General features: G+C 43.9%; 18 protein-coding genes. 12 read left to right on the top strand and 6 right to left on the bottom strand.

The features are described 5' to 3' along the window. Positions 1-117: 117 nt before the first annotated feature. Together RBB12_RS07905 and RBB12_RS07900 are read left to right on the top strand one after the other, a co-directional pair. Positions 118-2529: a thiamine pyrophosphate-dependent enzyme gene (locus tag RBB12_RS07905; protein WP_306012987.1), complete on the top strand. Its 2412-nt coding sequence runs from the start codon at positions 118-120 to the stop codon at positions 2527-2529. A 97-nt stretch (positions 2530-2626) separates the two neighbouring features. Further along, positions 2627-3004: a DoxX family protein gene (locus RBB12_RS07900; protein ID WP_293282506.1), complete on the top strand. Its 378-nt coding sequence runs from the start codon at positions 2627-2629 to the stop codon at positions 3002-3004. A 2-nt stretch (positions 3005-3006) separates the two neighbouring features. On the opposite strand, the gene holA is transcribed toward RBB12_RS07900, so the two are convergent. Next, positions 3007-4008, bottom strand: a complete 1002-nt coding sequence (gene holA, locus RBB12_RS07895) for a DNA polymerase III subunit delta (protein WP_293288072.1) — start codon at positions 4006-4008, stop codon at positions 3007-3009. Between the two features lie 26 nt (positions 4009-4034). On the opposite strand from holA, the gene RBB12_RS07890 reads away from it, so the two are divergent. From RBB12_RS07890 to RBB12_RS07880, 3 genes are all read left to right on the top strand, one after another. After that, positions 4035-4481 (top strand): type I restriction enzyme HsdR N-terminal domain-containing protein, encoded by a 447-nt coding sequence (locus RBB12_RS07890; protein ID WP_293288069.1) that lies wholly within the window; start codon positions 4035-4037, stop codon positions 4479-4481. A gap of 12 nt (positions 4482-4493) precedes the next feature. Next, positions 4494-5495: a glycosyltransferase family 2 protein gene (locus RBB12_RS07885; RefSeq protein ID WP_306012988.1), complete on the top strand. Its 1002-nt coding sequence runs from the start codon at positions 4494-4496 to the stop codon at positions 5493-5495. 95 nt (positions 5496-5590) lie between these two features. Continuing rightward, a complete protein-coding gene (locus tag RBB12_RS07880; RefSeq protein WP_179383792.1) occupies positions 5591-6463 on the top strand; it encodes a flagellar motor protein MotB in 873 nt (290 codons plus the stop codon). Between the two features lie 60 nt (positions 6464-6523). Here the strand turns inward: RBB12_RS07880 and RBB12_RS07875 are convergent, their stop codons facing one another. Then, positions 6524-7144, bottom strand: coding sequence for an L-threonylcarbamoyladenylate synthase (locus RBB12_RS07875; protein WP_179383793.1), 621 nt, complete (start codon positions 7142-7144; stop codon positions 6524-6526). Positions 7145-7371: 227 nt separating this feature from the next. On the opposite strand from RBB12_RS07875, the gene RBB12_RS07870 reads away from it, so the two are divergent. Then, complete coding sequence (locus RBB12_RS07870; RefSeq protein WP_306012989.1) at positions 7372-7971, top strand: hypothetical protein; 600 nt, start codon at positions 7372-7374, stop codon at positions 7969-7971. 3 nt (positions 7972-7974) lie between these two features. On the opposite strand, the gene RBB12_RS07865 is transcribed toward RBB12_RS07870, so the two are convergent. Together RBB12_RS07865 and RBB12_RS07860 are read right to left on the bottom strand one after the other, a co-directional pair. Then, positions 7975-10203, bottom strand: coding sequence for a hypothetical protein (locus RBB12_RS07865; protein ID WP_306012990.1), 2229 nt, complete (start codon positions 10201-10203; stop codon positions 7975-7977). 139 nt (positions 10204-10342) lie between these two features. Next, entirely contained in the window at positions 10343-12673 is a 2331-nt protein-coding gene (locus RBB12_RS07860; protein WP_306012991.1) for an ATP-dependent helicase, read from the bottom strand. Between the two features lie 139 nt (positions 12674-12812). On the opposite strand from RBB12_RS07860, the gene RBB12_RS07855 reads away from it, so the two are divergent. The 5 genes from RBB12_RS07855 to RBB12_RS07835 all read left to right on the top strand — a co-directional run bounded on the left by RBB12_RS07855 (position 12813) and on the right by RBB12_RS07835 (position 17734). After that, a complete protein-coding gene (locus RBB12_RS07855; protein ID WP_306012992.1) occupies positions 12813-13352 on the top strand; it encodes a DsrE family protein in 540 nt (179 codons plus the stop codon). 12 nt (positions 13353-13364) lie between these two features. After that, positions 13365-14651 carry an amidohydrolase gene (locus tag RBB12_RS07850; RefSeq protein WP_306012993.1) on the top strand — a complete coding sequence of 429 codons (1287 nt, stop codon included), beginning with the start codon at positions 13365-13367 and terminating at the stop codon, positions 14649-14651. A 98-nt stretch (positions 14652-14749) separates the two neighbouring features. Beyond that, complete coding sequence (locus tag RBB12_RS07845) at positions 14750-16324, top strand: FMN-binding glutamate synthase family protein (protein WP_306012994.1); 1575 nt, start codon at positions 14750-14752, stop codon at positions 16322-16324. Between the two features lie 37 nt (positions 16325-16361). Beyond that, entirely contained in the window at positions 16362-17135 is a 774-nt protein-coding gene (locus tag RBB12_RS07840) for a hypothetical protein (RefSeq protein ID WP_306012995.1), read from the top strand. Positions 17136-17212: 77 nt separating this feature from the next. Next, entirely contained in the window at positions 17213-17734 is a 522-nt protein-coding gene (locus RBB12_RS07835; RefSeq protein ID WP_179383801.1) for a hypothetical protein, read from the top strand. A 1-nt stretch (position 17735) separates the two neighbouring features. Here the strand turns inward: RBB12_RS07835 and RBB12_RS07830 are convergent, their stop codons facing one another. Together RBB12_RS07830 and RBB12_RS07825 are read right to left on the bottom strand one after the other, a co-directional pair. Next, positions 17736-18650 carry a patatin family protein gene (locus tag RBB12_RS07830; protein WP_306012996.1) on the bottom strand — a complete coding sequence of 305 codons (915 nt, stop codon included), beginning with the start codon at positions 18648-18650 and terminating at the stop codon, positions 17736-17738. After that, entirely contained in the window at positions 18647-20692 is a 2046-nt protein-coding gene (locus tag RBB12_RS07825) for a M1 family metallopeptidase (RefSeq protein WP_306012997.1), read from the bottom strand. Before RBB12_RS07825 ends, RBB12_RS07830 begins: the two co-directional genes overlap by 4 nt. Before the next feature lie 91 nt (positions 20693-20783). Here RBB12_RS07825 and RBB12_RS07820 point away from each other — a divergent pair, with 91 nt between their 5' ends. Next, positions 20784-23324, top strand: coding sequence for a DUF559 domain-containing protein (locus tag RBB12_RS07820; protein WP_306012998.1), 2541 nt, complete (start codon positions 20784-20786; stop codon positions 23322-23324). Positions 23325-23473 lie beyond the last annotated feature (149 nt).

Below are 23473 nucleotides of genomic sequence, written 5' to 3'. Positions count from 1 at the left end.
TTTACAAAATCACCATTTATTGCGATAAATTATTGAGGGTATTTAATTTTATTAACACCGTTCGATATTGCTATTTAGACGGATTTTTAGTAATTTCGCAGAAATCTTAATCAGTCCATGAAACCTAATCCTAGTACAAGCAGCGATATTTCTTTTGACGATTTTAAGTCCCAGATTCTTCAAGATTATGAGACAGCCGTCACCAGTAGGGAATGTAGTGTTCTAGGACGAAGGGAAGTACTTTCAGGCAAAGCCAAATTTGGAATTTTTGGAGACGGAAAAGAACTTCCGCAACTGGCAATGGCCCGTGCATTCCAAGATGGTGATTTTAGGAGCGGATACTACCGCGACCAGACCTTTATGATGGCATTGGGGCACTTGACACCAAAAGCTTTCTTTCATGGATTGTATGCCACTACCGACCTTGAAAAGGAACCTATGAGTGCCGGAAGGCAAATGGGAGGGCACTTTGTAACGCACAGTTTGAACGAGGACGGGACTTGGAAAAACCTTACCGAACAAAAAAATAGCAGTGCGGATATTTCCTGTACCGCAGGGCAGATGCCACGATTGTTGGGATTGGCCCAAGCCTCCAAAATATATCGCCACGTAGAGGGCATTGACCAGACCAACTTTTCCAAAAACGGAAATGAAGTGGCCTGGGGTACCATTGGAAACGCAAGTACCAGCGAGGGTCATTTTTTTGAGACCTTGAACGCCGCAGGAGTCATGCAGGTTCCCATGGTGATAAGTGTTTGGGACGATGACTACGGTATTTCCGTGCCTTCTGAGTTCCATACCACCAAAGGTGATATCTCAGAAGCACTGAGCGGACTACAACGGGACGATGAAAACAACGGCTACGAAATCCTCAAGGTGAAGGGATGGGATTATACCGCTCTCATCCATACCTTCGAGAACGCATCGGATATTGCACGTGAAAACCACGTGCCGGTACTCATCCATGTTACTGAACTCACTCAACCACAGGGCCACTCAACATCTGGGTCCCATGAAAGATATAAATCGGCGGAACGTTTGGAATGGGAACGCGAAAACGATTGTAACAAACGGTTCAGGGAGTGGATTCTGGAAAACGGCATCAGTACCGAAGAGGATTTAAAAAAACTGGAACGAGACATCAAACACAAGGTCCGTTCTGCCAAAAAAGAAGCTTGGTCCGAATTTTTAAGGCCACAACTTGCTGCCAAAAAAGAATTGGTCGCATTGCTCGAAAAAGTCGCCAATCAAAGTGCCAATAGGGCGTTCATCAACAAATTGAAAAATGATTTGATCGCAATTGAAGAGCCCTTAAAAAAGGATTTGGCATCCAAATCCAGACAGGCACTCCGTTATTTGCTGGGTGAATCCTTCGCAGAAAAAAAACAACTTCAGCAGTGGGTCAACCAATTTTTGGCCACCAACGAACCACAATACAGCTCACACCTATATAATGAAGTAGGTAACAAGGCTACCAACATTGCCCCTATTCCTCCATCATACGCTGATGATGCCGAAGAAGTGGATGGCAGAATCATATTAAGGGACAATTTTGACTCCCTTTTCTCCCAATATCCAGAAGCTTTGATTTTTGGTGAGGATACTGGTAATATTGGGGACGTTAACCAAGGGCTTGAAGGACTACAGAAAAAATATGGTGAATTGCGAATTGCCGATACCGGAATCCGTGAAACTACCATTATTGGCCAAGGGATTGGAATGGCCATGCGCGGACTGCGACCCATTGCCGAAATACAATATTTGGATTATATTCTGTATGCCGTACAAACCTTAAGCGATGACCTTGCGACCTTGATGTACCGGACCGTTGGCAAGCAAAAAGCCCCTCTCATCGTTCGTACACGAGGGCACCGCTTGGAAGGTATCTGGCATTCAGGCTCACCTATGGGCGGACTGATTCATTTACTGCGCGGAATGTACATTTTGACGCCAAGGAACATGACGCAGGCCGCAGGTTTTTACAATACCTTGATGAAAAGCGATGAACCAGCGCTGGTCATCGAAAGCCTGAACGGTTACCGCCTCAAAGAAAAGAAACCTTCCAATCTGGGTGAATTTTGCACACCTATCGGAAAGGTGGAAACCTTGAAGGAAGGAAACGATATTACGCTGTTATCCTATGGTTCCACACTTCGTATTGTGGAAAAAGTAGCCCAAGACTTGCTGGAGGTTGGTATTGACGCCGAAGTCATCGACGCCCAGTCACTGCTACCTTTTGATTTGGACCATGATGTGGTAAAAAGCCTCCAAAAAACAAACCGACTGTTGGTCATCGACGAAGATGTACCGGGTGGATGCTCCGCATATCTGCTTCAAGAAGTAGTGGAGAAACAAGGCGGGTATCGTTATTTGGACAGCGCACCACAAACCCTTTCCGCTAAGGCGCACAGACCTGCTTATGCTTCGGATGGGGATTATTTTTCCAAACCCAATGCAGAGGATATTTTTGAGAAAGTGTACCAAATCATGCACGAAGTGGACCCAAAATCATACCCTGAATTGAGGTGATTTTTCTACATCCGTCAACTCAAAGCACCTTTTCATTAATTTATGTTGTTCTATTTAAAACATAATTTATATTTTCACGTGGATTAAATTTCCCCACATGAAAAATAACACTCTGATTCACCTTGGGCTGGCCATACTTCGAATTGTACCATCTGCTTTTATGCTGACCCACGGTTACCCCAAATTGATGAACCTTATCAACGGGAATACGGAATTCGCCAATCCTTTTGGTATTGGACAGGCTCCCTCCCTATTTTTGACGGTTGTAGCCGAATTTGTGTGCCCGTTACTTATCATTATTGGATTTAAAACCAGATGGGCGGCTATTCCAACCGCAATCACCATGTTCGTTGCAGGCTTTATGATCCATGGGGCAGACCCCTTTGGCAAAAAGGAAATGGCATTGCTTTACCTTACCATTTTTGTGGTGATTATGCTGCTGGGCCCTGGTAAATACAGTGTGGACAAAAAGTAAGCTTAGAGTATTTCGGACAAGAGTTCTTTCAGCAAATCGGCCTGTGCCATATTGCTGGCTCCCACACCTTTGCCCTTTAAATCCAATTTTCTTAGGCTGGAGATAACCCCGCTCACCCTTTTCATGGGATAGTTTCGCGCCGCTACCACATACTCATTTACAAAGTAAGGGCTCACACCCAATACCTTGGCCACATTGCCGGGGGAATGATCCTTTAGGCCATGGTACTGTAGCAATTGCGTAAAAAAGGTGTTCAACAAGGTAACGGTCACAATAAAGGGATTGTCCTTAGGGTTTTGTGCAAAATAGTCAATGATTCGGGAGGCCTTTTTAACATCCCGCTCTCCAATGGCCTTTTTTAATTCAAAGTTGTTGAAATCCTTACTGATGCCAATATGCTCCTCAACCAATTCTGGTGTAATCTCTACATTCGGCGGCACGATCAAGGTCAACTTGTCCAGTTCATTGCTGATTTTACTGAGATCTGTTCCCAAAAACTCCACAAGCATAATGCACGCCTTGGGGGAAATTCTGTATTGCTTGCCGCCAAGGGTTCTTCGAATCCAGTCGGCCACCTGATTCTCGTAAAGCTTTTTGCTCTCAAACAGCTCTCCCTTTTTCTGAATGGCCTTGTAGAGCTTTTTTCGCTTGTCGAGCTTTTTGTATTTGTAACAGAGTACCAAAATAGTGGTCTGTTGGGGGTTTTCGGCATAAGGTACCAACTGCTCAATGGTACGGGATAGGTGTTGCGCTTCTTTAACGATTACCACCTGATACTGCGCCATCATGGGAAAACGCTTAGCATTGGCCACCACTTCATCGACCGAGGTATCCTTTCCATAAAGCACCATTTGGTTAAAACCACGCTCATCCTCCGTTAGCACGTTTTCGGCTATGAACTGCGAAATACGATCAATGTAATAGGGCTCCTCCCCCATTAAAAAATAAATGGGCTTTGGGCTTCCCTGCTTAATTTCCGATACGATTTCCTTTACTTTGTCCATTGAAAATATTTCACCAGTTTTGTCTTATGCAAGACCTTAACTTTCCACCATACTCATTTCGAATCAAAAATAGCCAAAATAGACAGTACATTTTTGACGGTATCCGTAAAAAGTTTGTGGTACTCCAACCCGAAGAATGGGTACGGCAGCATGTGCTCCGGTATTTGGTGTTCACAAAAAACTACCCCAAAAGCCTTATCAACGTTGAGAAACAGCTCCTAGTGAACGAACTTAAAAAAAGGTATGACGTGGTGGTCTACAATCCTGATGGCTCCATATTTTTGTTGATTGAGTGCAAGGCACCTGAAGTGAGGATTACCCAGGCGACATTTGACCAGATAGCCCAGTACAATTATCAACTGGAGGCCCAGCACCTGATGGTCACCAATGGTTTGGATCATTATTATTGCGAAATGGACCATGTGAATGAAAAGTATAGGTTTTTAGAGGATATTCCTGATTTTAGCCGTTAATTTGCCTCCGTTTTGAAAATCGCCGTAGTCATACTCAACTGGAATGGAGAGGCCCTGCTCGAAAGGTTCCTGCCTTCGGTTCTTGAATATTCCAAAGGAACGGATGTTTATGTGGTGGACAATGCCAGCACCGATGGTTCGGTGGCGTATGTTGCACAGCACTACCCCAACATCAACATCATACAGAACAGTTCCAATGGCGGATTTGCCAAAGGGTACAACGAAGGTTTGCAGCACGTAAAGGCAGATGTGTATTGTCTCTTGAATTCGGATGTTGAAGTGACCCCTGATTGGCTGGAACCTATCAAAAATACCTTTAGCACCCAACCAGAGGCGGCCATCATTCAACCCAAAATATTGGACTTGATGCAAAAGGATCACTTTGAATATGCCGGGGCCGCAGGCGGGTTTCTGGATAAATTTGGGTATCCGTTCTGTCGGGGACGTATATTTCAGACCATTGAAAAAGATGAGGGTCAATATGATGACATCAGGGAAGTGTTTTGGGCCACAGGAGCTTGCATGTTCATCAAAAGCGATGTGTTTTGGTCACTTGGCGGTTTTGATGAGGATTATTTTGCCCATCAAGAGGAAATCGACCTTTGTTGGCGTGCACAGAATGCCGGGCAAAAAGTGTTTTATGTAGGGCACAGCCATATATATCACTTAGGGGGCAGCACCCTATCCAACATGAACCCCAAAAAAACCTTCCTCAATTTTAGGAACTCATTGTATTCCATCACAAAAAATCTACCGAGGAGACAGGCATGGCCCATTGTGTTTATCCGCCTATTGTTGGATGCCATCGCTGCCCTCCGTTTTATCTTCCAATTAAAATTCGACCATTGCTTTGCCATCTTGAGGGCACATTTCAGTTTTTATGGTAACTTTATCAAAATGTACAGAAAGCGGGAAAAAGCTAATTTTATATTAAAATATTATGTGGCGACATCCATAGTGTGGTCCTATTTCGTACATCAAATAAAGAATTTTAACATTTTAGTAAAAGATTAACGATACCGAAATAAGCGAGCCTTGCTTTTTATCTAATTTTGGTTGAGTTTTTCAAATTTGATATATCTAACAATCCTTAAATTATATTCTGAACTATGAAAAAATTTCTTTTAGGAACATTGGCAATGACCGTTCTTTTATCCTCTTGCGTATCGCAGAAGAAATACGCCGAACTGGAGGCCAAACACAAAGAAACCCAAGACCTATTGAACTCTGCAACCGTTAAATTGAACGATTGCTTGGAAGAAAAAGCTACTGCTGACTCTAGGTTGAAAACCCTCGAAGACCAAAACGCATTCCTTAAGGCAAATAACCAAGAGCTCATCAACAATATGGGCAACTTGACCACTTTGACCACAAAAGGTGCCGAAAACCTTGAAAAGTCATTGGAAAGCCTACGTGAAAAGGACCTTACCATCAGAAAGTTGCAAGATGCCGTTACCCGAAGAGACTCTGTAAACCTTGCATTGGTACAGAGCTTGAAAGGTGTATTGGGCAATTTGGACGACGACGACATCGAAATCAGTGTTGAAAAGGGTGTGGTATTCGTTTCCATTTCCGATAAATTGTTGTTCAGAAGCGGAAGCTACAACGTAACCAGTGCTGCAAAAGAAGTACTTGGAAAAGTTGCCAAAGTGGTGAACAACAAACCAGACTTCGAGTTTATGGTAGAAGGTCATACCGACAACGTACCGTACAGAAGCGGTGTTTTGTTGGACAACTGGGATTTGAGTGCCAAAAGAGCCACATCCGTTGTTCGTATCCTACAAAACGATTTTGGTGTAGACCCTGCTAGAATGACTGCTGCCGGACGTAGCTACTACGTACCATTGGTAAGCAACGACACCTCTGCAAACAGAGCCAAAAACAGAAGAACAAGAATCGTTGTACTTCCAAAAATCGATCAGTTCTATAACATGATCGAAGAAGGAATGAAAGATCCTGCCATCGGAGGTACCGGTAAATAAGTTATAGCAATAGCTAAAAAGAAAAGCGGCCTAATTGGCCGCTTTTTTTATATACAGTTATCAATAAATTTCCAGACTGCCCTTGCCCTCCCGTATCACTTCGGGCGTATCACCAGAAAGGTCGATTACCGTGGAGGCCACATTGTCTCCATATCCCCCATCGATTACAACATCCACAAGGTTCTGCCATTTTTCAAAGATGAGCTCAGGATCTGTGGTATACTCCAGAATATCATCGTCATCCCGAATAGAGGTGGAAACAATCGGGTGTCCCAGCCCAGTTACCAAAGCTCTGGCAATGGAATTGTCCGGTACACGGATACCCACCGTTTTCTTTTTCTTGAAATCTTTGGGAAGATTATTGTTTCCCGGAAGAATAAACGTATAAGGACCGGGTAGAGTTCTTTTAAGAATCTTGAAAGTAGCGCTATCAATTTGTCGCACATAATCTGACAAATTGCTCAAATCTGCACAAATAAAGGACCAGTTTGCTTTTTCCAGCTTTACTCCCTTTATCCGGGCAATGCGTTGTAATGCCTTGGAGTTGGTAATATCGCAACCCAATCCATACACGGTATCTGTTGGATAAATGACCAAGCCGCCCTGCCGTAGCACGTCTACCACCTTCTCAACCTGCTTTGGGTTGGGGTTTTCCTCATAAAGTTTGATCAATTCAGCCATAAAAGCAAAAAATATCCAATCGATTGATAACAAAGATACTACATCTTTCAACTAAATCGGTACCACAAAACTATCTGTTAAACCTTTTATAAGACACCCAACCCAGTAGCATTTAATGCATCCGTCAATTGAAAAGGGGCATTCGTCAATTCAAAAGGGGCATTGATCAATTGGCACCCAAAATATTGATGGAATTGTCACACCTTTAAACCAAAAATTGAACAACGATGAAATCCGTAACAATTAATATCCTTTCCATTGCCATAGTCCTTTCCATGATCAGTTCAAGTTGTGATTTTTCCAAAAAGTCAAAAGAAAACGACTTTAACGCCCGTAATACTTTAGATGAATTGGAGGTGCTATTGACTCAATTAAACCAATTGGACACGATTGGTTGCAGAAACATGGATGAAATCGTCAGCATCAACGAAAGTATGCGGAGAATCGTAGAAAACATTCGTTCCGCCGAAAAGTTCGATAAACTGGCAAAAGCCTACAAAACACATCGCCCCAATGTCAAATTCGCCATTTCGGAGGATGGGACTTTTGGTGTTTTCTCGTGGCGTACCAAAATGGACTGTTTAGGAAATCAAATCAAGAATATTGCCCTTTATAAAACGGATAATGGTGTCTTGACCTCCTCCTTGTATGGCACGCCCATGATATACCATAGGGTGAGCAGCAATCCAATGAAAAAAGGAAACTACCTTCTGCATGCCAATAACGCGGTTAAAGGGTACTCCATTTCCAATGGCTATTTGGAAGAGACTCAAATAGACCTAAAAGATGCCTCTTTCGCAGATAATCAGCCCTTTGAGGACGAGTAAAATTTATTCCTCTGCAGACCTGTTTTTTAAATAAAAACCGATATCATCCAGAACAACAACGCCCAAGCTGTCTTTATCAAACACCAAATTGATGCTCTGCAATTTACCCAATTGCAAACTGTCTTTTTGGGACCTAAAGGCAGAAACGGGAATATAACAACTTTTCAACTGAACTTCAGAAGGTTCACCAATCATATCCTTATCCAGGAACTTGAACTTGGTGAACCTTGTTTTGATAATGCCGGGAAGTCTATTGTTTTGGTCCAATGCAACCGATGCCGAATTTCCCAAACTATCCTTGAGCATAATACTAAAATTGAACCCTTTTTCCGGGGATTCCAATTGTTCATCATCATCGCTGGATTTCAATTCGGAAATATCGCCCATCGCCATCGAAAGGGCCAGCGTATCGGCCTCGCTAAAATTCTTTAGTGAATCTGAAAGTACTATTTGATAGACGGGAATGGAATCGACAGATGTTGACTTGTCGTATTTCCATCCCAGCACCAAAGCATTGTTTTGCTGACTTCCCCCATCCCTTGACTCCAATTCCGTTTCTCGCCAAACTTTAAAGTTCTTGGCATTTAATGCTATACTGTTGGATGCCTTGGTCACATCGATATCCCCTTCAAAATCGACCAATACTTTTTTATGATTGTCCGCATACTGACTGCGATAGGTTTCCTTTGGTAGCCAATTGTTCACCACATCCACATTTTTGAACATGGAGCGATAATCCGTGTTGCCCTTGAGCACGGCCTCTGCAAAAGCACTCACATACACTTGGGCCACCTGACGCTGCTCTTCACCAGTAACCAAAGGGTCAAGATTGAGCAACCACTTCATGGGAGCTCCGAAATCCGAACGTCCCCAAGTGGAATTGAATTGGCCATGGTTGGCATGATTCATATATAATCCTGCTTTAAAGCCCTCAAAACCCTCTGAGAACTCCAAACGATGGTACGGCCTCATCCCCCAAAAACTGGTCTCATCCGAATCGAAGGCTCCTTGAATGGACAAATAGTTGATATCCTTAAGGCTTATCTCCCGATTATACCGATAGTCTGTTGGCGCAATCGTCACAATGCCCTTGATTCCAAAACCAAAATCAAAAGTTTCATTGCCATCATCCGGGAACCTGTCCAGTTGGTTAAAGGCAGCAGCAATGGATACGGCCTCTCCTCCTCTTGAGTGTCCCACCAGAACAACATTGTCCAAATCCACTTTCCCTTTTAATTCAGGTGAAACACCACTGTTCCATTCCCTCCATTGTTCCAAATGTTTCAATAACAGCCAACCCCGTGTTGGCATTTCCTTTCCCATAAAATCGCCAGACCAGTGCCCGTTGATAAAGTTCTCATCCACAGAAACCCCAATAATGCCCCTACTTGCCAAGAGCTCTCCTAAATAGGCGTAACCACCATCGGAATAATCGAGCATACTGTGGTTTCCATGAACCATCATCACCATTGGGAAGGGTCCTTTGCCTTTAGGCATGTACACACGCGCATTCAACGGAAAACTATCCACTCCAAAGCCCCAATACTTTTCGCGCCACTTTTTCTTTTTTCCTTTCCACTCGGGAAGCAATCGTGTTGCATCCACAGTTGGTGTTTTCAGTTTGATAGCTGTGGCATATTCGGAACGTTTTTTATCCGTTCCGCTTCCATAGGTAAATACCTCCACTTCAAAATTGCCCTTATTGGAGGGATTTTGAACTCCCATATCGGCTAGCGTGGTTACATCTATGTTTTCCTGTTTTGATAAATCAGGTGCATAAGGGTCACCGTCGAGACCGTTAAAACCATAAAACCCGAAAACTGTCAGCAAAACACCCACTACAGCGAGGACAGCCCCCAATGTTTTTTTGTTATTTAGAAAGATGTTCCACATACCGAAAACCATCAAGGCTGTACAGATAAATCCGAATACTACCAAGGCATAAAACAGCTGTGAAGGCCACCTAAAGGCAAATTCCCTCAATAAATAGAATGAAATTAAACCTCCCAATAGCGAAGTAAGCAGCGGTAATGGTATTTTTTTAATAAAAGGAAGAATCCATGTGAGCAACAACTTAAGGGCAATCACCAAAATTGAACCAATCAGGATTCCAGTCGCAATCATTACCCATGCAGGATAACCGACATCATAATGATATCCAGCTACACCAAAAAGAATGATGACAAGGATGCCAACGGCAATAAAAACAGGCTTGAGCAGAAGATTTTTCATAAAGGGAGGTTGGTTTGGTCAAAATTTCTAAATCTAGCTCTGAATTTAAACAATTTTGTCCACCCAAACCGACTTACTCCTTTTATTTAAGGAGTTCTCAAAACAGCTAGGTTTCAATTATTGGAAAATAAAAATTAGCCTAGGCATTGTCCAAAACCTCCAGCTTGGCGAAACGCAACAACAGTTTTTTGATACCCCCTTGGTCAAAATGGATTTCTGCCTTTTTGTCGTTGCCCGCTCCTTCTATGTTGAGTATTTTCCCAATCCCAAATCGTGTGTGGTTTACTCGCGCCCCAATAGTAAGGCCAGGATCGAGCTCCATGGGTTTGGCGGGTGCGGACATCTCAGGTTTTAATTTTCTCAATTTCCGCAGCTGATTTTCATTAGGTTGATGCAAACTGGGAGGTGTCCCATTTTTGGGCTTCACTTGCCTCAGTTTGCTTTTGTCCACTTCACCAAAGATATTTTTATCGATTATCGATTTGTAACGATAGCCATCATTTACCGGGGTAAGGTTCTCCACATATCGCTCCTCGATTTCCTCCAAAAAACGGCTGGGTTCGGCATCAATCAATTTTCCCCAACGATATCTGTTTTGGGTATAGGTGAGATATGCCTGTTTTTCGGCCCGGGTCAGTGCAACATAAAACAGTCTTCGCTCCTCCTCCAATTCGCTTCGGGTGTTCATGCTCATAGCCGATGGAAACAAATCCTCTTCCATACCCACGATGTATACATACGGAAACTCGAGGCCCTTGGCCAAGTGAATGGTCATCAAAGCGACCCTGTCATCATCGCCAACATCCTTATCCATGTCCGTGGCAAGCGCCACATCTTCCAAAAATTCCGTCAAACTGCCCGTTGCATCCGCAACCTCTTTTTGACCTTCCACAAAGTCCTTGATACCGTTCAAAAGTTCCTCAATATTCTCCATTCGGGCTATCCCTTCGGGAGTCCCATCTTTTTTGAACTCCAACAAAAGTCCCGTTTTCTTGGCCACGTGCTCCGCTAACGTAAAGGCATCCGAACCCTCGTTCATGATCTGGAAACTCTTGATCATGGTAACAAAGTCCGCGAGTTTCCGTTTCGTCCCCGCATTGATGTTTAAATTGAGTTTGTCCAGATTGTCCATTACCTCATAAATGGAGCGGCCATAATGGTTCGCGGCAACCACCAGTTTGTCGATGGTCGTTTGGCCAATGCCCCTCGCAGGGAAATTGATGACCCTTTTTAGCGCCTCTTCGTCTTTTGGGTTTACAATCAACCGTAAATAGGCCAGGACATCCTTTATTTCCTTTCTTTGATAGAAGGACAAGCCCCCATAAATCCGATAAGGAATATCCCGTTTGCGAAGTGCATCCTCAATGGCTCGGGATTGGGAGTTGGTGCGATACAATACGGCAAAATCCCCGTTCTGCATCTGCTGTTGCATCTTGTTCTCAAAAATGGAACCCGCCACATAACGCCCTTCCTCTGCATCGGTTACGCTTCGATGTATTTTTATAAGTCCCCCATCGTCGTTTGAAGTCCAAACATTTTTCTCCAGCTGATTTTTGTTGTTGGCAATGATGGAATTGGCTGCGTTTACAATATTCTTGGTGGAACGATAATTTTGTTCCAAACGGTAAACGGCCACATCGTCGTAATCCCGTTGAAAATTGAGGATATTGCTAATGTTCGCCCCTCGGAAGGAATAGATACTTTGGGCATCGTCACCCACCACACAAATGTTCTGGTAGCGGTCGGACAATGCCTTCACGATCAAATACTGGGAATGATTGGTATCCTGATACTCATCCACCAAAATATATCGGAAACGGTCCTGATATTTCATCAACACCTCAGGAAATCGGGTCAAAAGCTCATTGGTGCGCAACAAAAGGTCGTCAAAATCCATCGCACCTGCCTTAAAGCAGCGGTCCACGTAGTTTTGATAGATTTCACCCAATCGAGGTCGCTTGGCCATGGCATCGGCCTCCATCAATTCTGGATTTTGAAAATATGCCTTAACAGTAATCAAACTGTTTTTGTAGGATGAAATCCGGTTCTGCACCTGTTTGTACTTGTATATATCCTTGTCCAGTCCCATTTCCTTGATGATGGATGCAATCAAGCGTTGCGAATCTTGGGTGTCGTAAATCGTAAAGTTGCTCGGAAACCCCAGTTTATCGCCATCAAAGCGAAGTAATTTGGCAAAAACGGAGTGGAACGTACCCATCCAAAGATTTTTCGCTTCGGAATTCCCAACAATGGTGGCAATACGCTTTTTCATCTCGCGCGCCGCCTTATTGGTAAAGGTAAGGGCCAAAATATTGAAGGAATCCACGCCCTGCTCCATCAAATGGGCAATCCTGTAGGTCAAAACACGGGTCTTGCCAGAACCGGCACCGGCAATCACCATTAGGGGTCCATCCTTGTGCAGCACGGGAGCGCGCTGCGCATCATTCAATTCATCCAAAAAAGTACTCAAGGGCTTGAAGCTTTTAAAGTAGGCGTGAAATTAGCCATTATTGCTCTTTTGCTGAAATCAAGCTTTCAATATTTATAAACAGCGAACGTGGAATTAGCCTGTTTTTTAAATATATTTAACATCTCAACTAAAATAACCAATGAAATTTCAACAATTATCGGTATTCCTTCTTTTTTTTACAGGATTTTATGCGTTTTCGCAGCAGACCCAAACAGGTCCCATCATTCAGGACTATGGTGCCGTTTGGGAAATTGAAAATCCCGACTTTGCAACGGACAAATCGCAGGAGTTCAAAGTGGTTTTTGATGTAAAGATTGGTCCGGAATCCGACACCGAGGTCAACAGAAACCTAAACACCGTTGCCCGCTTTTTAAACATGCATGCACAGCATGGTGTACCAGCCTCTCAACTAAAGGTAGCCCTAATCGTTCATGGGACGGCTGCCAGAAACCTGTTGACCGATAAAGGCCATCAACAACGTTATGGTGTTCCCAATCCCAACCGTGAGCTTGTGGAGCAATTAATGGAAGCCAATGTGGAGGTGATTATGTGCGGGCAGTCCTCAAAAACCAGGGACCTACCCAAGGAAGAACTCATTCCAGGTGTGAAAATAGCACTATCGGCCATGACAGCCAACATTCAGCTACAAAACCAAGGATACCGACCTATTAACCTTTAAACCAACACAATTATGAAGAAATTTTTAGCACTTGCCTTATGTTTCGCAAGTATGGGTATATATGCCCAAGAACATGGACTTGAAAAGGATATTGCCGCCGTGGAATCGAAAGTCATCGAATGGCGACGCGACATCCACCAACATCCAGAGCTCAGTAACCGCGAGTTCAAGACCGCTGAAAAAATTGCAGCGCACCTAAAATCTTTGGGGATAGAAGTGCAAACAGGAGTTGCACATACGGGCGTGGTGGGTTTGCTCAAGGGAGACCATCCTGGAAAAGTGGTTGCTTTGAGAGCTGACATTGATGCGCTACCCGTCACCGAACGTAACGATTTGCCTTTTAAATCAGAAGTGAAATCTGAATACTTGGGTGAAGAGGTGGGCGTTATGCACGCCTGTGGGCATGATACCCATATCGCCATTTTGATGGGCACTGCCGAGGTATTGGCCAAAAACAAGGACAAAATCCATGGAACCGTCAAATTCATTTTCCAGCCTGCCGAGGAAGGCGCACCTCCTGGAGAGGAAGGCGGTGCTGCACTCATGGTAAAGGAAGGAGTGCTTGAAAATCCCAAAGTGGATGCCATTTATGGGCTTCATATTGGTTCCTATCTTCCTGTGGGACATATTGCCTATAAACCAGGAGGTGCTCTGGCAGCCGCTCAGCGGTTTGTGGTAAAAATTAAAGGAAAGCAGTCGCACGGTTCCCAACCTTGGGGCGGTGTTGACCCGATTTACGTAGCTTCCAAAATTGTGGATGGATTCCAGTCTATCATTAGTCGTGAATTGGAACTGACCAAGGAGGCCGCAGTAATCACCGTTGGAAAAATAAGTGGAGGTGTCCGAAACAACATCATTCCGGAAAGTGCCGAACTCATCGGAACCATTCGAACCTTGGATTACGATATGCAAAAGCAGGTTAATGAGCGAATGAAAGAAATGGCATCCACCATTGCCAAAGCTTACCGTGCCGAGGCCACTGTGGAAATTGACAAAGGGGTGCCTATCACTTACAATGATGAAGACCTTACCGCTGCTTCGCTGCCCAGTTTGCAACAAGTGGCAGGAGAAGACAACGTGCATTTGATCAAGGCCATCACCGGAGCAGAGGATTTTTCGTTTTATCAGGAGAAAATTCCGGGCTTCTTTTATATTTTGGGGGGAAAGGACCCCAATGCTGGCCCAGATGATCATTTTCCGCACCACACTCCTGACTTTAAAATTGATGATAGTGGCCTGCAGCTAGGGGTAAAAGCCATGACGGAAATCGCATTGGATTATTTGGATAGAAGCAAATAGACCAACTTTAAGATACCTAATGAGCCCCAATATCCCCATCCGTTTGGAATTTGGATATTGGGGCTTGATATTTGTAGGTAATCCTTCAAACCATATAAATGCATTCATTCCTTGATTTTATCGGTTACATTCCCTGGTGGGCCTGGGTTTTGATTTTTTTGTTCTCGGTCGCTATACGTGATATCTTTTTTCAAAAGGCACATACGATATCACATAATTATCCTATTGTGGGACATCTTAGGTACTGGCTGGAAAGTATAGGCCCCGAAATGCGCCAGTACTTCGTGGCTAATAATCGGGAGGAGCTTCCATTCAACCGTATTGAGCGAAGTTGGATTTATGCATCAGCAAAAAAAGAGAACAATTATGAAGGTTTCGGAACGGATAGGGATATTTACAAGCACCAGCATATTTTTATAAAAAATGCAATGATCGGATTCCAAATGCCCGAAACGCACCCCAACAAAAAGAAACCTTATTTCTTGCCCTGCGCCAAAGTAATGGGTGCTTATAACCAGCGTAGAAAACCATATCGCCCGGCTTCTATTATCAATGTTTCGGCCATGAGTTTTGGGTCGCTATCCGCTGCTGCCATTGAATCGTTGAACAAAGGGGTAGAACAATGTGGAGCTTATCACAATACAGGAGAAGGAGGACTTTCTCCTTACCACAAACAAGGCGGTGACGTTATTTTTCATTTTGGTACAGGCTATTTTGGTGTTCGCTCAAGGGAAGGTGGCTTTTCCATGGACAAATTAAAAGTGCTGGTAGATGAAAATCCTTGTATCAAGGCCATTGAGATCAAACTTTCCCAAGGTGCAAAACCGGGTAAGGGCGGAGTACTTCCCGGTTCCAAAATCACCCATGAACTCGCTGAGATACGGGGGGTAGAGGTAGGTAAAGATGTAATCTCCCCTCCTACCCACAAAGCATTTGGCAATATTCCCGAGCTTTTGGAATTGATTGAATCCATTGCCGAAGAAACTGGTCTTCCAGTTGGAATAAAAGCGGCTATTGGTAAAATTGAGCAATGGGAGGAGCTAGCAGATTTGATGAAAAAGAAAGGGAAAGGACCTGATTTCATCACGATTGATGGTGGCGAAGGAGGAACCGGAGCCGCACCTCCAAGCTTTGCAGACCATGTCTCATTACCGTGGACGTACGGGTTTTCCAAAGTGTACAGCCTTTTCATGGAGCACGGACTTACGGAACGCATCGTATTTATAGGTAGCGGTAAGTTGGGGTTCCCAGGGAAAGCCGCAATGGCGTTTGCTATGGGAGCAGATTGTATCAATGTAGCACGAGAGGCCATGATGAGCATTGGCTGTATTCAGGCGCAAGTATGCCATACCAATAGATGCCCCACCGGTGTTGCGACCCAAAACAAATGGCTGCAAAAGGGCATCAATGTACCTCTAAAATCCGATAGGTTGGCGCAATACTTCAAAACCTTTCGAAAGGAGTTGTTGGAGATTACCCATGCCGCAGGTTATGAACATCCCTGCCAATTTAATATGGATGATGTGCAAGTAAATGTGGATGATGATTATCTTAGCAGCGATTTAAAGTCTGTTTATGGTTATCAAAAGGAAAAAGTGAATTTTAATTCAATGCAACAACTTTTTGATTGCGAACATTTAGGCGGAAAAAAAGCTTTGGAAAAAACGTTTTAATTTAAACCCAAATATTCAACAAGTAACTATACTACTTATGAAAAGAAATTTACTCCTACTCCTATGTTTGACAATGGTCACAAGTGCTTTTGCGCAGCGTAAAAGCGAGCTTTTTGCTGAGATAGACACCTTAAAATCCAGGATTTCGCAAGTGGAGCAAGAATTGGCCAAGGCCAAACGTGAAATATCTTCCAGCAGTGCGGAGGCAGAAGCGCTAAGGGCCGAAAATGTGAGCCTACGCGATGCCAACGCTACGCTTTTGGGGAATTTGAGCAACTTCTCGGAACTCTCCAAACAGAATTCCGAAAACGTCAATAAGGCCATGGCAGCTTTGGCCCGAAAAGAAAAACAGTTGAGCGGAATCAACGATATGATTTCGGCCAACGATTCCACTGCCATTGTGTCCTTAACACGTATCAAACAGACGTTGGGAGAAAACGCCAATGTTGCTGTGGAAGGTGGAGTCATTGTCATCAGCAATAGCTTGAACGGACTTTTTGGTTCGGATACGGCTACTGAACTCACCGAAGAGGGCAAGACATGGTTGGCAGGTGTAGCAAAAGTGATCAAATCCAATCCGAATTTTAAGACAGAAGTCCAAGGTTTGAACATCACCGGTGAATTTGGTCCTACATTCAATCAAGTTGCTTCCGTAGCATCGGAATTGGTCACCAATTTGGAAATTCCTGCGGAGCGTATCGCGGTTTCAGCCAAGGATGGGAACTTTAAGGAAGGAGTGAACATCAGACTACAGCCCGATTACAAAGGTTTTTATGCCCAAGCCAAAGAAAGTGCCAAAGCGGCCCAATAAGGCAAAAATCAATATACTTTTTGTGGTTTTGATGCGTTCTTGGTAGTGTAAAATCAACAAAAAAACCAGACTACCTTATGAGTGGAGATCAAATCCTTCAGCTATTCGCCTTTTTATTGCCAGCCGTAGTTACCGGAGCGGTGGCCTTTTATTTTTTCAGATTGCATACGCGCAACGAAGATGGCCGCAGACGTTTTTTATTGCACAAAGATTCGCAAAAGGAAACCCTGCCCATTCGGTTGCAGGCCTATGAGCGCATGGCCTTGTTCTTGGAACGCATCACGCTGAACAATCTTGTAGTTCGTGTAGCTCCTACCAGCAAAAATAAAAGTGACTACGAAAATTTGTTGATCAAACAGATTGAAACGGAATTTGAACATAATCTTTCCCAGCAGATTTATATGTCGGATGCTTGTTGGAGCATCATCAAAACAGCCAAGAACACCACCATACAAATTATTCGTTCGGCCGGCATGAGCGAAACGGATTCGCCCGATAAATTGCGAGAGGACATCCTGAACCAAACCATGGAACGGGAATCGCCATCGAGCGCGGCCCTAGCCTATGTTAAAAAAGAGGTGAGCGAACTCTGGAAATAGGCTATTCCTGCTTTTCGGGCTCAATGGGGCTTGTTTCCTCATTTTTGTTTTTGGCATACAAATAGCCCCGTTTCCACCACAGCGTCATGCGTTCCTTATTAAAAATAAGGGAATTCGTCGTGAGCACCGTGGGGGTGTAATAAAAATTAATGATGGCATCCTTTTGGTTGGCCACCAGTTTTCCGATTCGGATATTTTGGTTTTCGATACGGTCCAGCATAAAGCCAAATATCGTCGTAATCAAATCAAAAGGGTTTTTGGAAGAAAGGCGGTTCAAGTGGTTGACTTCGGTATGGAGCACCACTACGTCCACTTCGGTCGCCCCTCTTAAAAATGCTTCCTCAATGGGCACCAAAGTTCCCAGTCCACCGTCGGCATACTCGCAACCGTTCCTTTTGGCCAAACTCATAAATGGGGTATAGTTGGACGAAATCCATATCCAATCGCAGAACTCCTCATAGGTGCAATCGTTGATGGACTTGTATTCCACTTGGTTCAAAGAGAGATTGGAGACCGTGACCACCACATCCATTTTGCTTGCTTTCAACTCGTTGAACTCCTCAACAGTAATGGAGTTTCGAATGAGTTTCCGAAGGTTTTCGCTCTCCCCAAAGGTCTTTTTTCCCTTCAAAAAGTTTCGAAGCACATTCCAGTGATTGATGGCAATGGTTTCAACACCATGCTTCTTTTTGATGATGAAAGGACAGTTATTAAAAATGCTATCCTGATTCACATTGGAGTAAATATCCTTGATCTTGTCCAATTTATTTAAGGCCAAGTGGGAAATCAAAAGGCTTCCCGTAGAGGTTCCCACAAACAAATCGTAGTCCCGTTTGGCTTCTTGTATCAAAAATTGGGCAACGCCGCCCGCAAAGGCACCCTTGCTACCTCCTCCCGAAATGACCAATGCCCTCATTCACCTAAAGTTTTCTCCAAATATTGTTTTTCTTCCTGACTTAACAAAGGGTAAAGTCCCCTAATACGGGCTGTGTTCCCTTCGGATTGCAAAAAGCCATTCAATATTTCCCGGGCCGATTTTTTAAAGTGCCATACATGATGGCTACAGGCTTCCACTAGGTTTTTTAAGGTGGTATCGGTAAAGCCTCCTATATTCTTGAGGTATTCAAATGCCAGCAATCGGGTTTCAAAATGATGTTCGGAGCTGGTGTAACCGCTCAATTCATCAAAATACGAAGCTTTGAAATCGGGATTGTACTCTGGGGTCACCAAAGCCAATGTCAACCAAAGCAAGCGGATATTCTTGTTGGAAAAACCAGTGATGTTATCTGTTTCATTGAGATACCTGCTTCTGTTCTGGGGAAAATCCGACCATAACCGATATAAAGCAGCTTCGATGGTTGTATAGCTGTGATCCCTCAATAGGCTTTCCATTTGTAATCTTAGCTCGGCTGGAATTTTAGCTTGGGAAAGCACCACGGCCTGCCTTACCTTTACATCTTCAGAATCAAGGATAGAACTTAGAAATTCCGACGATAGCTTGGAGCCATAATCCAAAACTAGATTTTCCTTTAGTTGGGTGGACTTCAATTTTTTCCAGGCTCTCTTCAAAACGGACTCCACTTGTTCCGGCTCCTTACCAATCCTATCCTTTAGCTCGAAATAGGTTTGAATGGAAGTGTTTTTCTTCTTTAAAAAGGAAACGACCTCGTCATACGGGAAATGGGTGCTTTCAAGCCAGACTGTTTCAAAATCGGCAAGAGCCATATTCGAAGCCTTCTCCATTTCATCCATAAAATTGGGAATGGTCACATTTTTAAAGGCATAGGTGTTCAAATAGTTCTGAATCCCTTTTTTAAAGGCTTCCTCCCCTATCCTATCCTTGAGCATCACTAAGGCCCATGCCCCTTTTTCGTAGAAGGTCAGGCTCCCGGCATTGGGATTGCGCAGTGCCTCGCCATTATCATCCCCCGAAAAACGTTCCAAAGCCTTGGCCGTTTCCAATAACCTCCAATAAAAATAATCCTCTCCAAAAATGTCTTTTTCTGCCAAATAGGCATAAAAGGTAGCGAAGCCCTCGTGCAGCCAGTGATGCTCGCTACTGGTTTCGGTAACCAGATTGCCAAACCATTGGTGCGCGAGTTCGTGGGCGTTGATGTTGACGTAATTTTTGTCCACAAAAGCGATGGAATCCACCACATACTGATTGGAAAAAATGGTACAGGTGGTGTTCTCCATCCCTGCATATAAAAAATCCTGAACGGGAACCTGCTTATAGTCTTGCCATGGGTAGGGCACACCAATTTCGGTTTCCAAAAAGTCAAAAATGGCTTCAGTGTATCGGTAGGTAGGCTCCACCTTTGCAACATCTGTAGGTTCGTAATAAAGCTCAATGGGTATGGCTGAGGACGATTCGACCGTTTTTTTGTTGTAGTTGCCAATTGCGAAGCCCACCAAATAACTGCTCATCGGTTTTTCCATATTAAATTGCCAAGCATACCCATTGGAGTTGGGCAAAGGCTCTTTTTTTATCAATTTACCATTGGCAATTACGGTATATGCTTGTTCCAGCGCAATTTCAAGGTCGAACTCTACCTTTTCGGTCATATCATCAAAACTGGGCAACCAATGACTGGTGTATTTGCCCTGTCCTTGGGTCCAGACCTGCTCATTGTTCCTAACAGCATCGTCCCACCCTAAAAAATATACCGTTTGTTTTGGTTTTGCCACATATGCCAAAGATAAATCATGTTGTCCTCCTTTTTTGAGGTCCGTTTTGATGGTAATTTTTTTACCGTCATACACGTAGTCCATTTTTTTGCCATCAATAAAAACCTTGGAAAAATCCATGTTTACCGCATCCAGAAAAACGGAATCTACATCCTTGACTACTTCAAACTGATAGGTAACAGTACCGTGAATACGGTTTTCAACAGGTTCGGGTTCAATCCAAACTTGGGCATGCAAAAAGTCCACCTTATCCTGAATTTGGGCGGACATTGATTGCACAAGCAGTAAAAAAATAACTATGGGGCTCAGCTTCATACCATCATCTTATCAAAAGTCCTTCCAAATTACATATTTTAGTTCGATGAATCCCAATTTTCTACAAACTCCCATAGCCTATTTAAAGGGTGTTGGCCCCAATAGGGCCGATGTGCTCAAGGCCGAACTGGGTATTGAGACCTTTAGGGACCTATTGCACCTCTTCCCCAATCGCTATCTGGACCGGACAAGCTATTATAAGGTCAACCAGCTTCAACCCAGCGGTGCCGATGTGCAAGTGATAGGAAAAATTGTCCACATAAAAATGGTGGAACAGAAAAGAGGGAAGCGTTTGGTGGCCACTTTTGTGGATGAAACGGGACAAATGGACCTTGTTTGGTTTAGGGGGCACAAATGGATCAAGGAAAGTTTAAAATTGAACGAACCCTATGTAGTATTTGGCCGGGTGAACAAATACGGAAGTACCTTCTCCATGCCCCATCCAGAAATGGAAACGCTGCAAAAGCATCAACAGGGATTAAAAATGGTCATGCAGCCTATTTATCCATCTACTGAAAAGTTGAGCAACAAGGGAATCACCAATCGGGTCATCAGCAAAATGATGCAACAGTTGTTTTTGGAGTGCAAGGGAAAGTTTCCGGAATCACTTTCTCCCACGATCATGGAGGAGTTACGGCTGATTTCGAAGAGTTCTGCGCTCTTTAACATCCATTTTCCGAAGAATCAAGAATTGTTGGCAAAAGCACAGTTTAGATTAAAGTTTGAGGAATTGTTCTTTGTGCAATTGCGACTCATATCCCAAAATTTAAGGCGCAAACAAAAGATTAAGGGAATGCCTTTTGGGGCCGTGGGCGAAAAATTCACCGAATTCTTTGAAAACCATTTGCCTTTTGAGCTCACCGACGCACAAAAACGGGTCATTAAGGAAATACGGAACGATTTGGGCAGCAATGCCCAAATGAACCGTTTGTTGCAGGGTGATGTGGGCTCGGGCAAGACCATTGTTGCCTTAATGTGTATGTTGCTCGCGATTGACAACGGGTTTCAAGCCTGTTTGATGGCCCCGACCGAAATTTTGGCCACTCAGCATTACAATGGGCTCAAGGAGCTGTTGGTAGGCATGGATGTTAAAATTGCCCTACTGACGGGTTCTACGAAAAAATTCGAACGCACCCTCCTCCACAATCAACTGGAGAATGGGAACTTGAACATTTTGGTAGGTACACATGCCCTTCTGGAGGATAAAGTCCAGTTTCAGAATCTAGGCTTGGCCATTGTGGACGAACAACATCGGTTTGGTGTGGCGCAGCGATCGAAGCTATGGCACAAAGGAAGCCCTCCCGAGCTCCCTCCCAAAGGGAGGGTGGAAGAAATCCGTTATAAATATCAAACAGCCAGACCTTCAACCTATAAAATCTTAAAAGAGCTCCAGCAGCAGGGCAAAAAGAACAGTACTGAAGCAGAACGTATTCTTTGGGAGCAATTAAGGACAAAAAAGCTAGGTGCAAAGTTCAGAAGACAGCACGTAATTGATGAATTTATTGTCGATTTTGTCTGCTTATACAAAAAACTGATTGTAGAAGTTGATGGCGGATACCACAATGACCCAATGCAAAAGGAAGCTGATGCCATGCGCACAGCCATACTGAACGATTTTGGGTACAAGGTAATTCGCTTTAAAAATGAAGAAGTCATCGGAGCCCTAGATTCCGTCGTGAAAAGAATAGAGGAAGTGCTCAATAGTCTCCCCGTTGGGGAGGATGGAGGGGCCGTACCCCCCCATGTTTTAGTGATGACGGCCACCCCAATTCCCAGAACCCTTGCCATGAGCCTCTACGGAGACTTGGATGTTTCGGTCATCGATGAGCTTCCGCCAGGGAGAAAGCCCGTTAAAACGGTGCATCGATACGATAGTAACCGTTTGAAAGTATTCCGGTTCATCAAAGATGAAATCAAAAAAGGGAGACAGATCTATATTGTGTATCCGCTCATCCAAGAATCGGAAGCGCTGGACTATAAAGACCTGATGGATGGCTATGAGAGCATCGTACGTGATTTTCCGCAGCCCGAGTATCAGATTTCCATTGTGCACGGAAAAATGAAGCCAGCTGACAAGGATTACGAAATGGAACGCTTTGTAAAAGGCGAAACCCAAATCATGATTGCGACCACAGTGATAGAAGTGGGCGTAAATGTCCCCAATGCCTCTGTAATGATCATTGAAAGTGCCGAGCGGTTTGGGCTGTCCCAATTGCATCAGCTACGCGGACGTGTGGGCCGAGGCGCCGAGCAAAGTTTTTGTATCCTCATGACGGGCCATAAACTGTCCGAAGATGCCAAAACCCGATTGCAGACCATGGTGCGCACCAACGATGGTTTTGAAATTGCGGAGGTGGACCTGAAGCTTCGAGGTCCCGGAGACCTTATGGGCACACAACAAAGCGGTATGCTCAATCTAAAAATCGCGGATATTGTAAAGGATAATCAAATCTTGAAAACCGCTCGTTACCACGCCATTCAATTGCTAAAAGATGACCCCCGTTTGGAAAAAGTGGAAAACGCACCTATTTTAAGTGCCTATTCCAAAATGATGGCCAACACTACCATTTGGAATTACATTAGTTAATGCAGATAAGGTTTGTAATTGGCAGTATACACCCTTACCCATAAATACGTCATTACTGGTTGACAATCAACACTTACCCCTACTTTATTTTCAAAATAATGGCTTGAAGTTGCCGTTGAACATCGTAATTTTATAAGGGACCGAAAATC

It is taken from the genome of Allomuricauda sp. MMSF_3307, assembly GCF_030733585.1.
Classification (GTDB): domain Bacteria; phylum Bacteroidota; class Bacteroidia; order Flavobacteriales; family Flavobacteriaceae; genus Flagellimonas.
This window is presented reverse-complemented; position numbering and strand designations above follow the sequence as displayed.

What these genes read in the sequence shown, in the direction of transcription:
- RBB12_RS07905 (WP_306012987.1), top strand. Translation starts at nt 118, where the DNA reads ATGAAACCTAATCCTAGTACAAGCAGCGATATTTCTTTTGACGATTTT.
- RBB12_RS07900 (WP_293282506.1), top strand. Translation starts at nt 2,627, where the DNA reads ATGAAAAATAACACTCTGATTCACCTTGGGCTGGCCATACTTCGAATT.
- holA (WP_293288072.1), bottom strand. Translation starts at nt 4,008, where the DNA reads ATGGACAAAGTAAAGGAAATCGTATCGGAAATTAAGCAGGGAAGCCCA.
- RBB12_RS07890 (WP_293288069.1), top strand. Translation starts at nt 4,035, where the DNA reads ATGCAAGACCTTAACTTTCCACCATACTCATTTCGAATCAAAAATAGC.
- RBB12_RS07880 (WP_179383792.1), top strand. Translation starts at nt 5,591, where the DNA reads ATGAAAAAATTTCTTTTAGGAACATTGGCAATGACCGTTCTTTTATCC.
- RBB12_RS07875 (WP_179383793.1), bottom strand. Translation starts at nt 7,144, where the DNA reads ATGGCTGAATTGATCAAACTTTATGAGGAAAACCCCAACCCAAAGCAG.
- RBB12_RS07870 (WP_306012989.1), top strand. Translation starts at nt 7,372, where the DNA reads ATGAAATCCGTAACAATTAATATCCTTTCCATTGCCATAGTCCTTTCC.
- RBB12_RS07865 (WP_306012990.1), bottom strand. Translation starts at nt 10,203, where the DNA reads ATGAAAAATCTTCTGCTCAAGCCTGTTTTTATTGCCGTTGGCATCCTT.
- RBB12_RS07855 (WP_306012992.1), top strand. Translation starts at nt 12,813, where the DNA reads ATGAAATTTCAACAATTATCGGTATTCCTTCTTTTTTTTACAGGATTT.
- RBB12_RS07850 (WP_306012993.1), top strand. Translation starts at nt 13,365, where the DNA reads ATGAAGAAATTTTTAGCACTTGCCTTATGTTTCGCAAGTATGGGTATA.
- RBB12_RS07845 (WP_306012994.1), top strand. Translation starts at nt 14,750, where the DNA reads ATGCATTCATTCCTTGATTTTATCGGTTACATTCCCTGGTGGGCCTGG.
- RBB12_RS07840 (WP_306012995.1), top strand. Translation starts at nt 16,362, where the DNA reads ATGAAAAGAAATTTACTCCTACTCCTATGTTTGACAATGGTCACAAGT.
- RBB12_RS07835 (WP_179383801.1), top strand. Translation starts at nt 17,213, where the DNA reads ATGAGTGGAGATCAAATCCTTCAGCTATTCGCCTTTTTATTGCCAGCC.
- RBB12_RS07830 (WP_306012996.1), bottom strand. Translation starts at nt 18,650, where the DNA reads ATGAGGGCATTGGTCATTTCGGGAGGAGGTAGCAAGGGTGCCTTTGCG.
- RBB12_RS07825 (WP_306012997.1), bottom strand. Translation starts at nt 20,692, where the DNA reads ATGTCCGCCCAAATTCAGGATAAGGTGGACTTTTTGCATGCCCAAGTT.
- RBB12_RS07820 (WP_306012998.1), top strand. Translation starts at nt 20,784, where the DNA reads ATGAATCCCAATTTTCTACAAACTCCCATAGCCTATTTAAAGGGTGTT.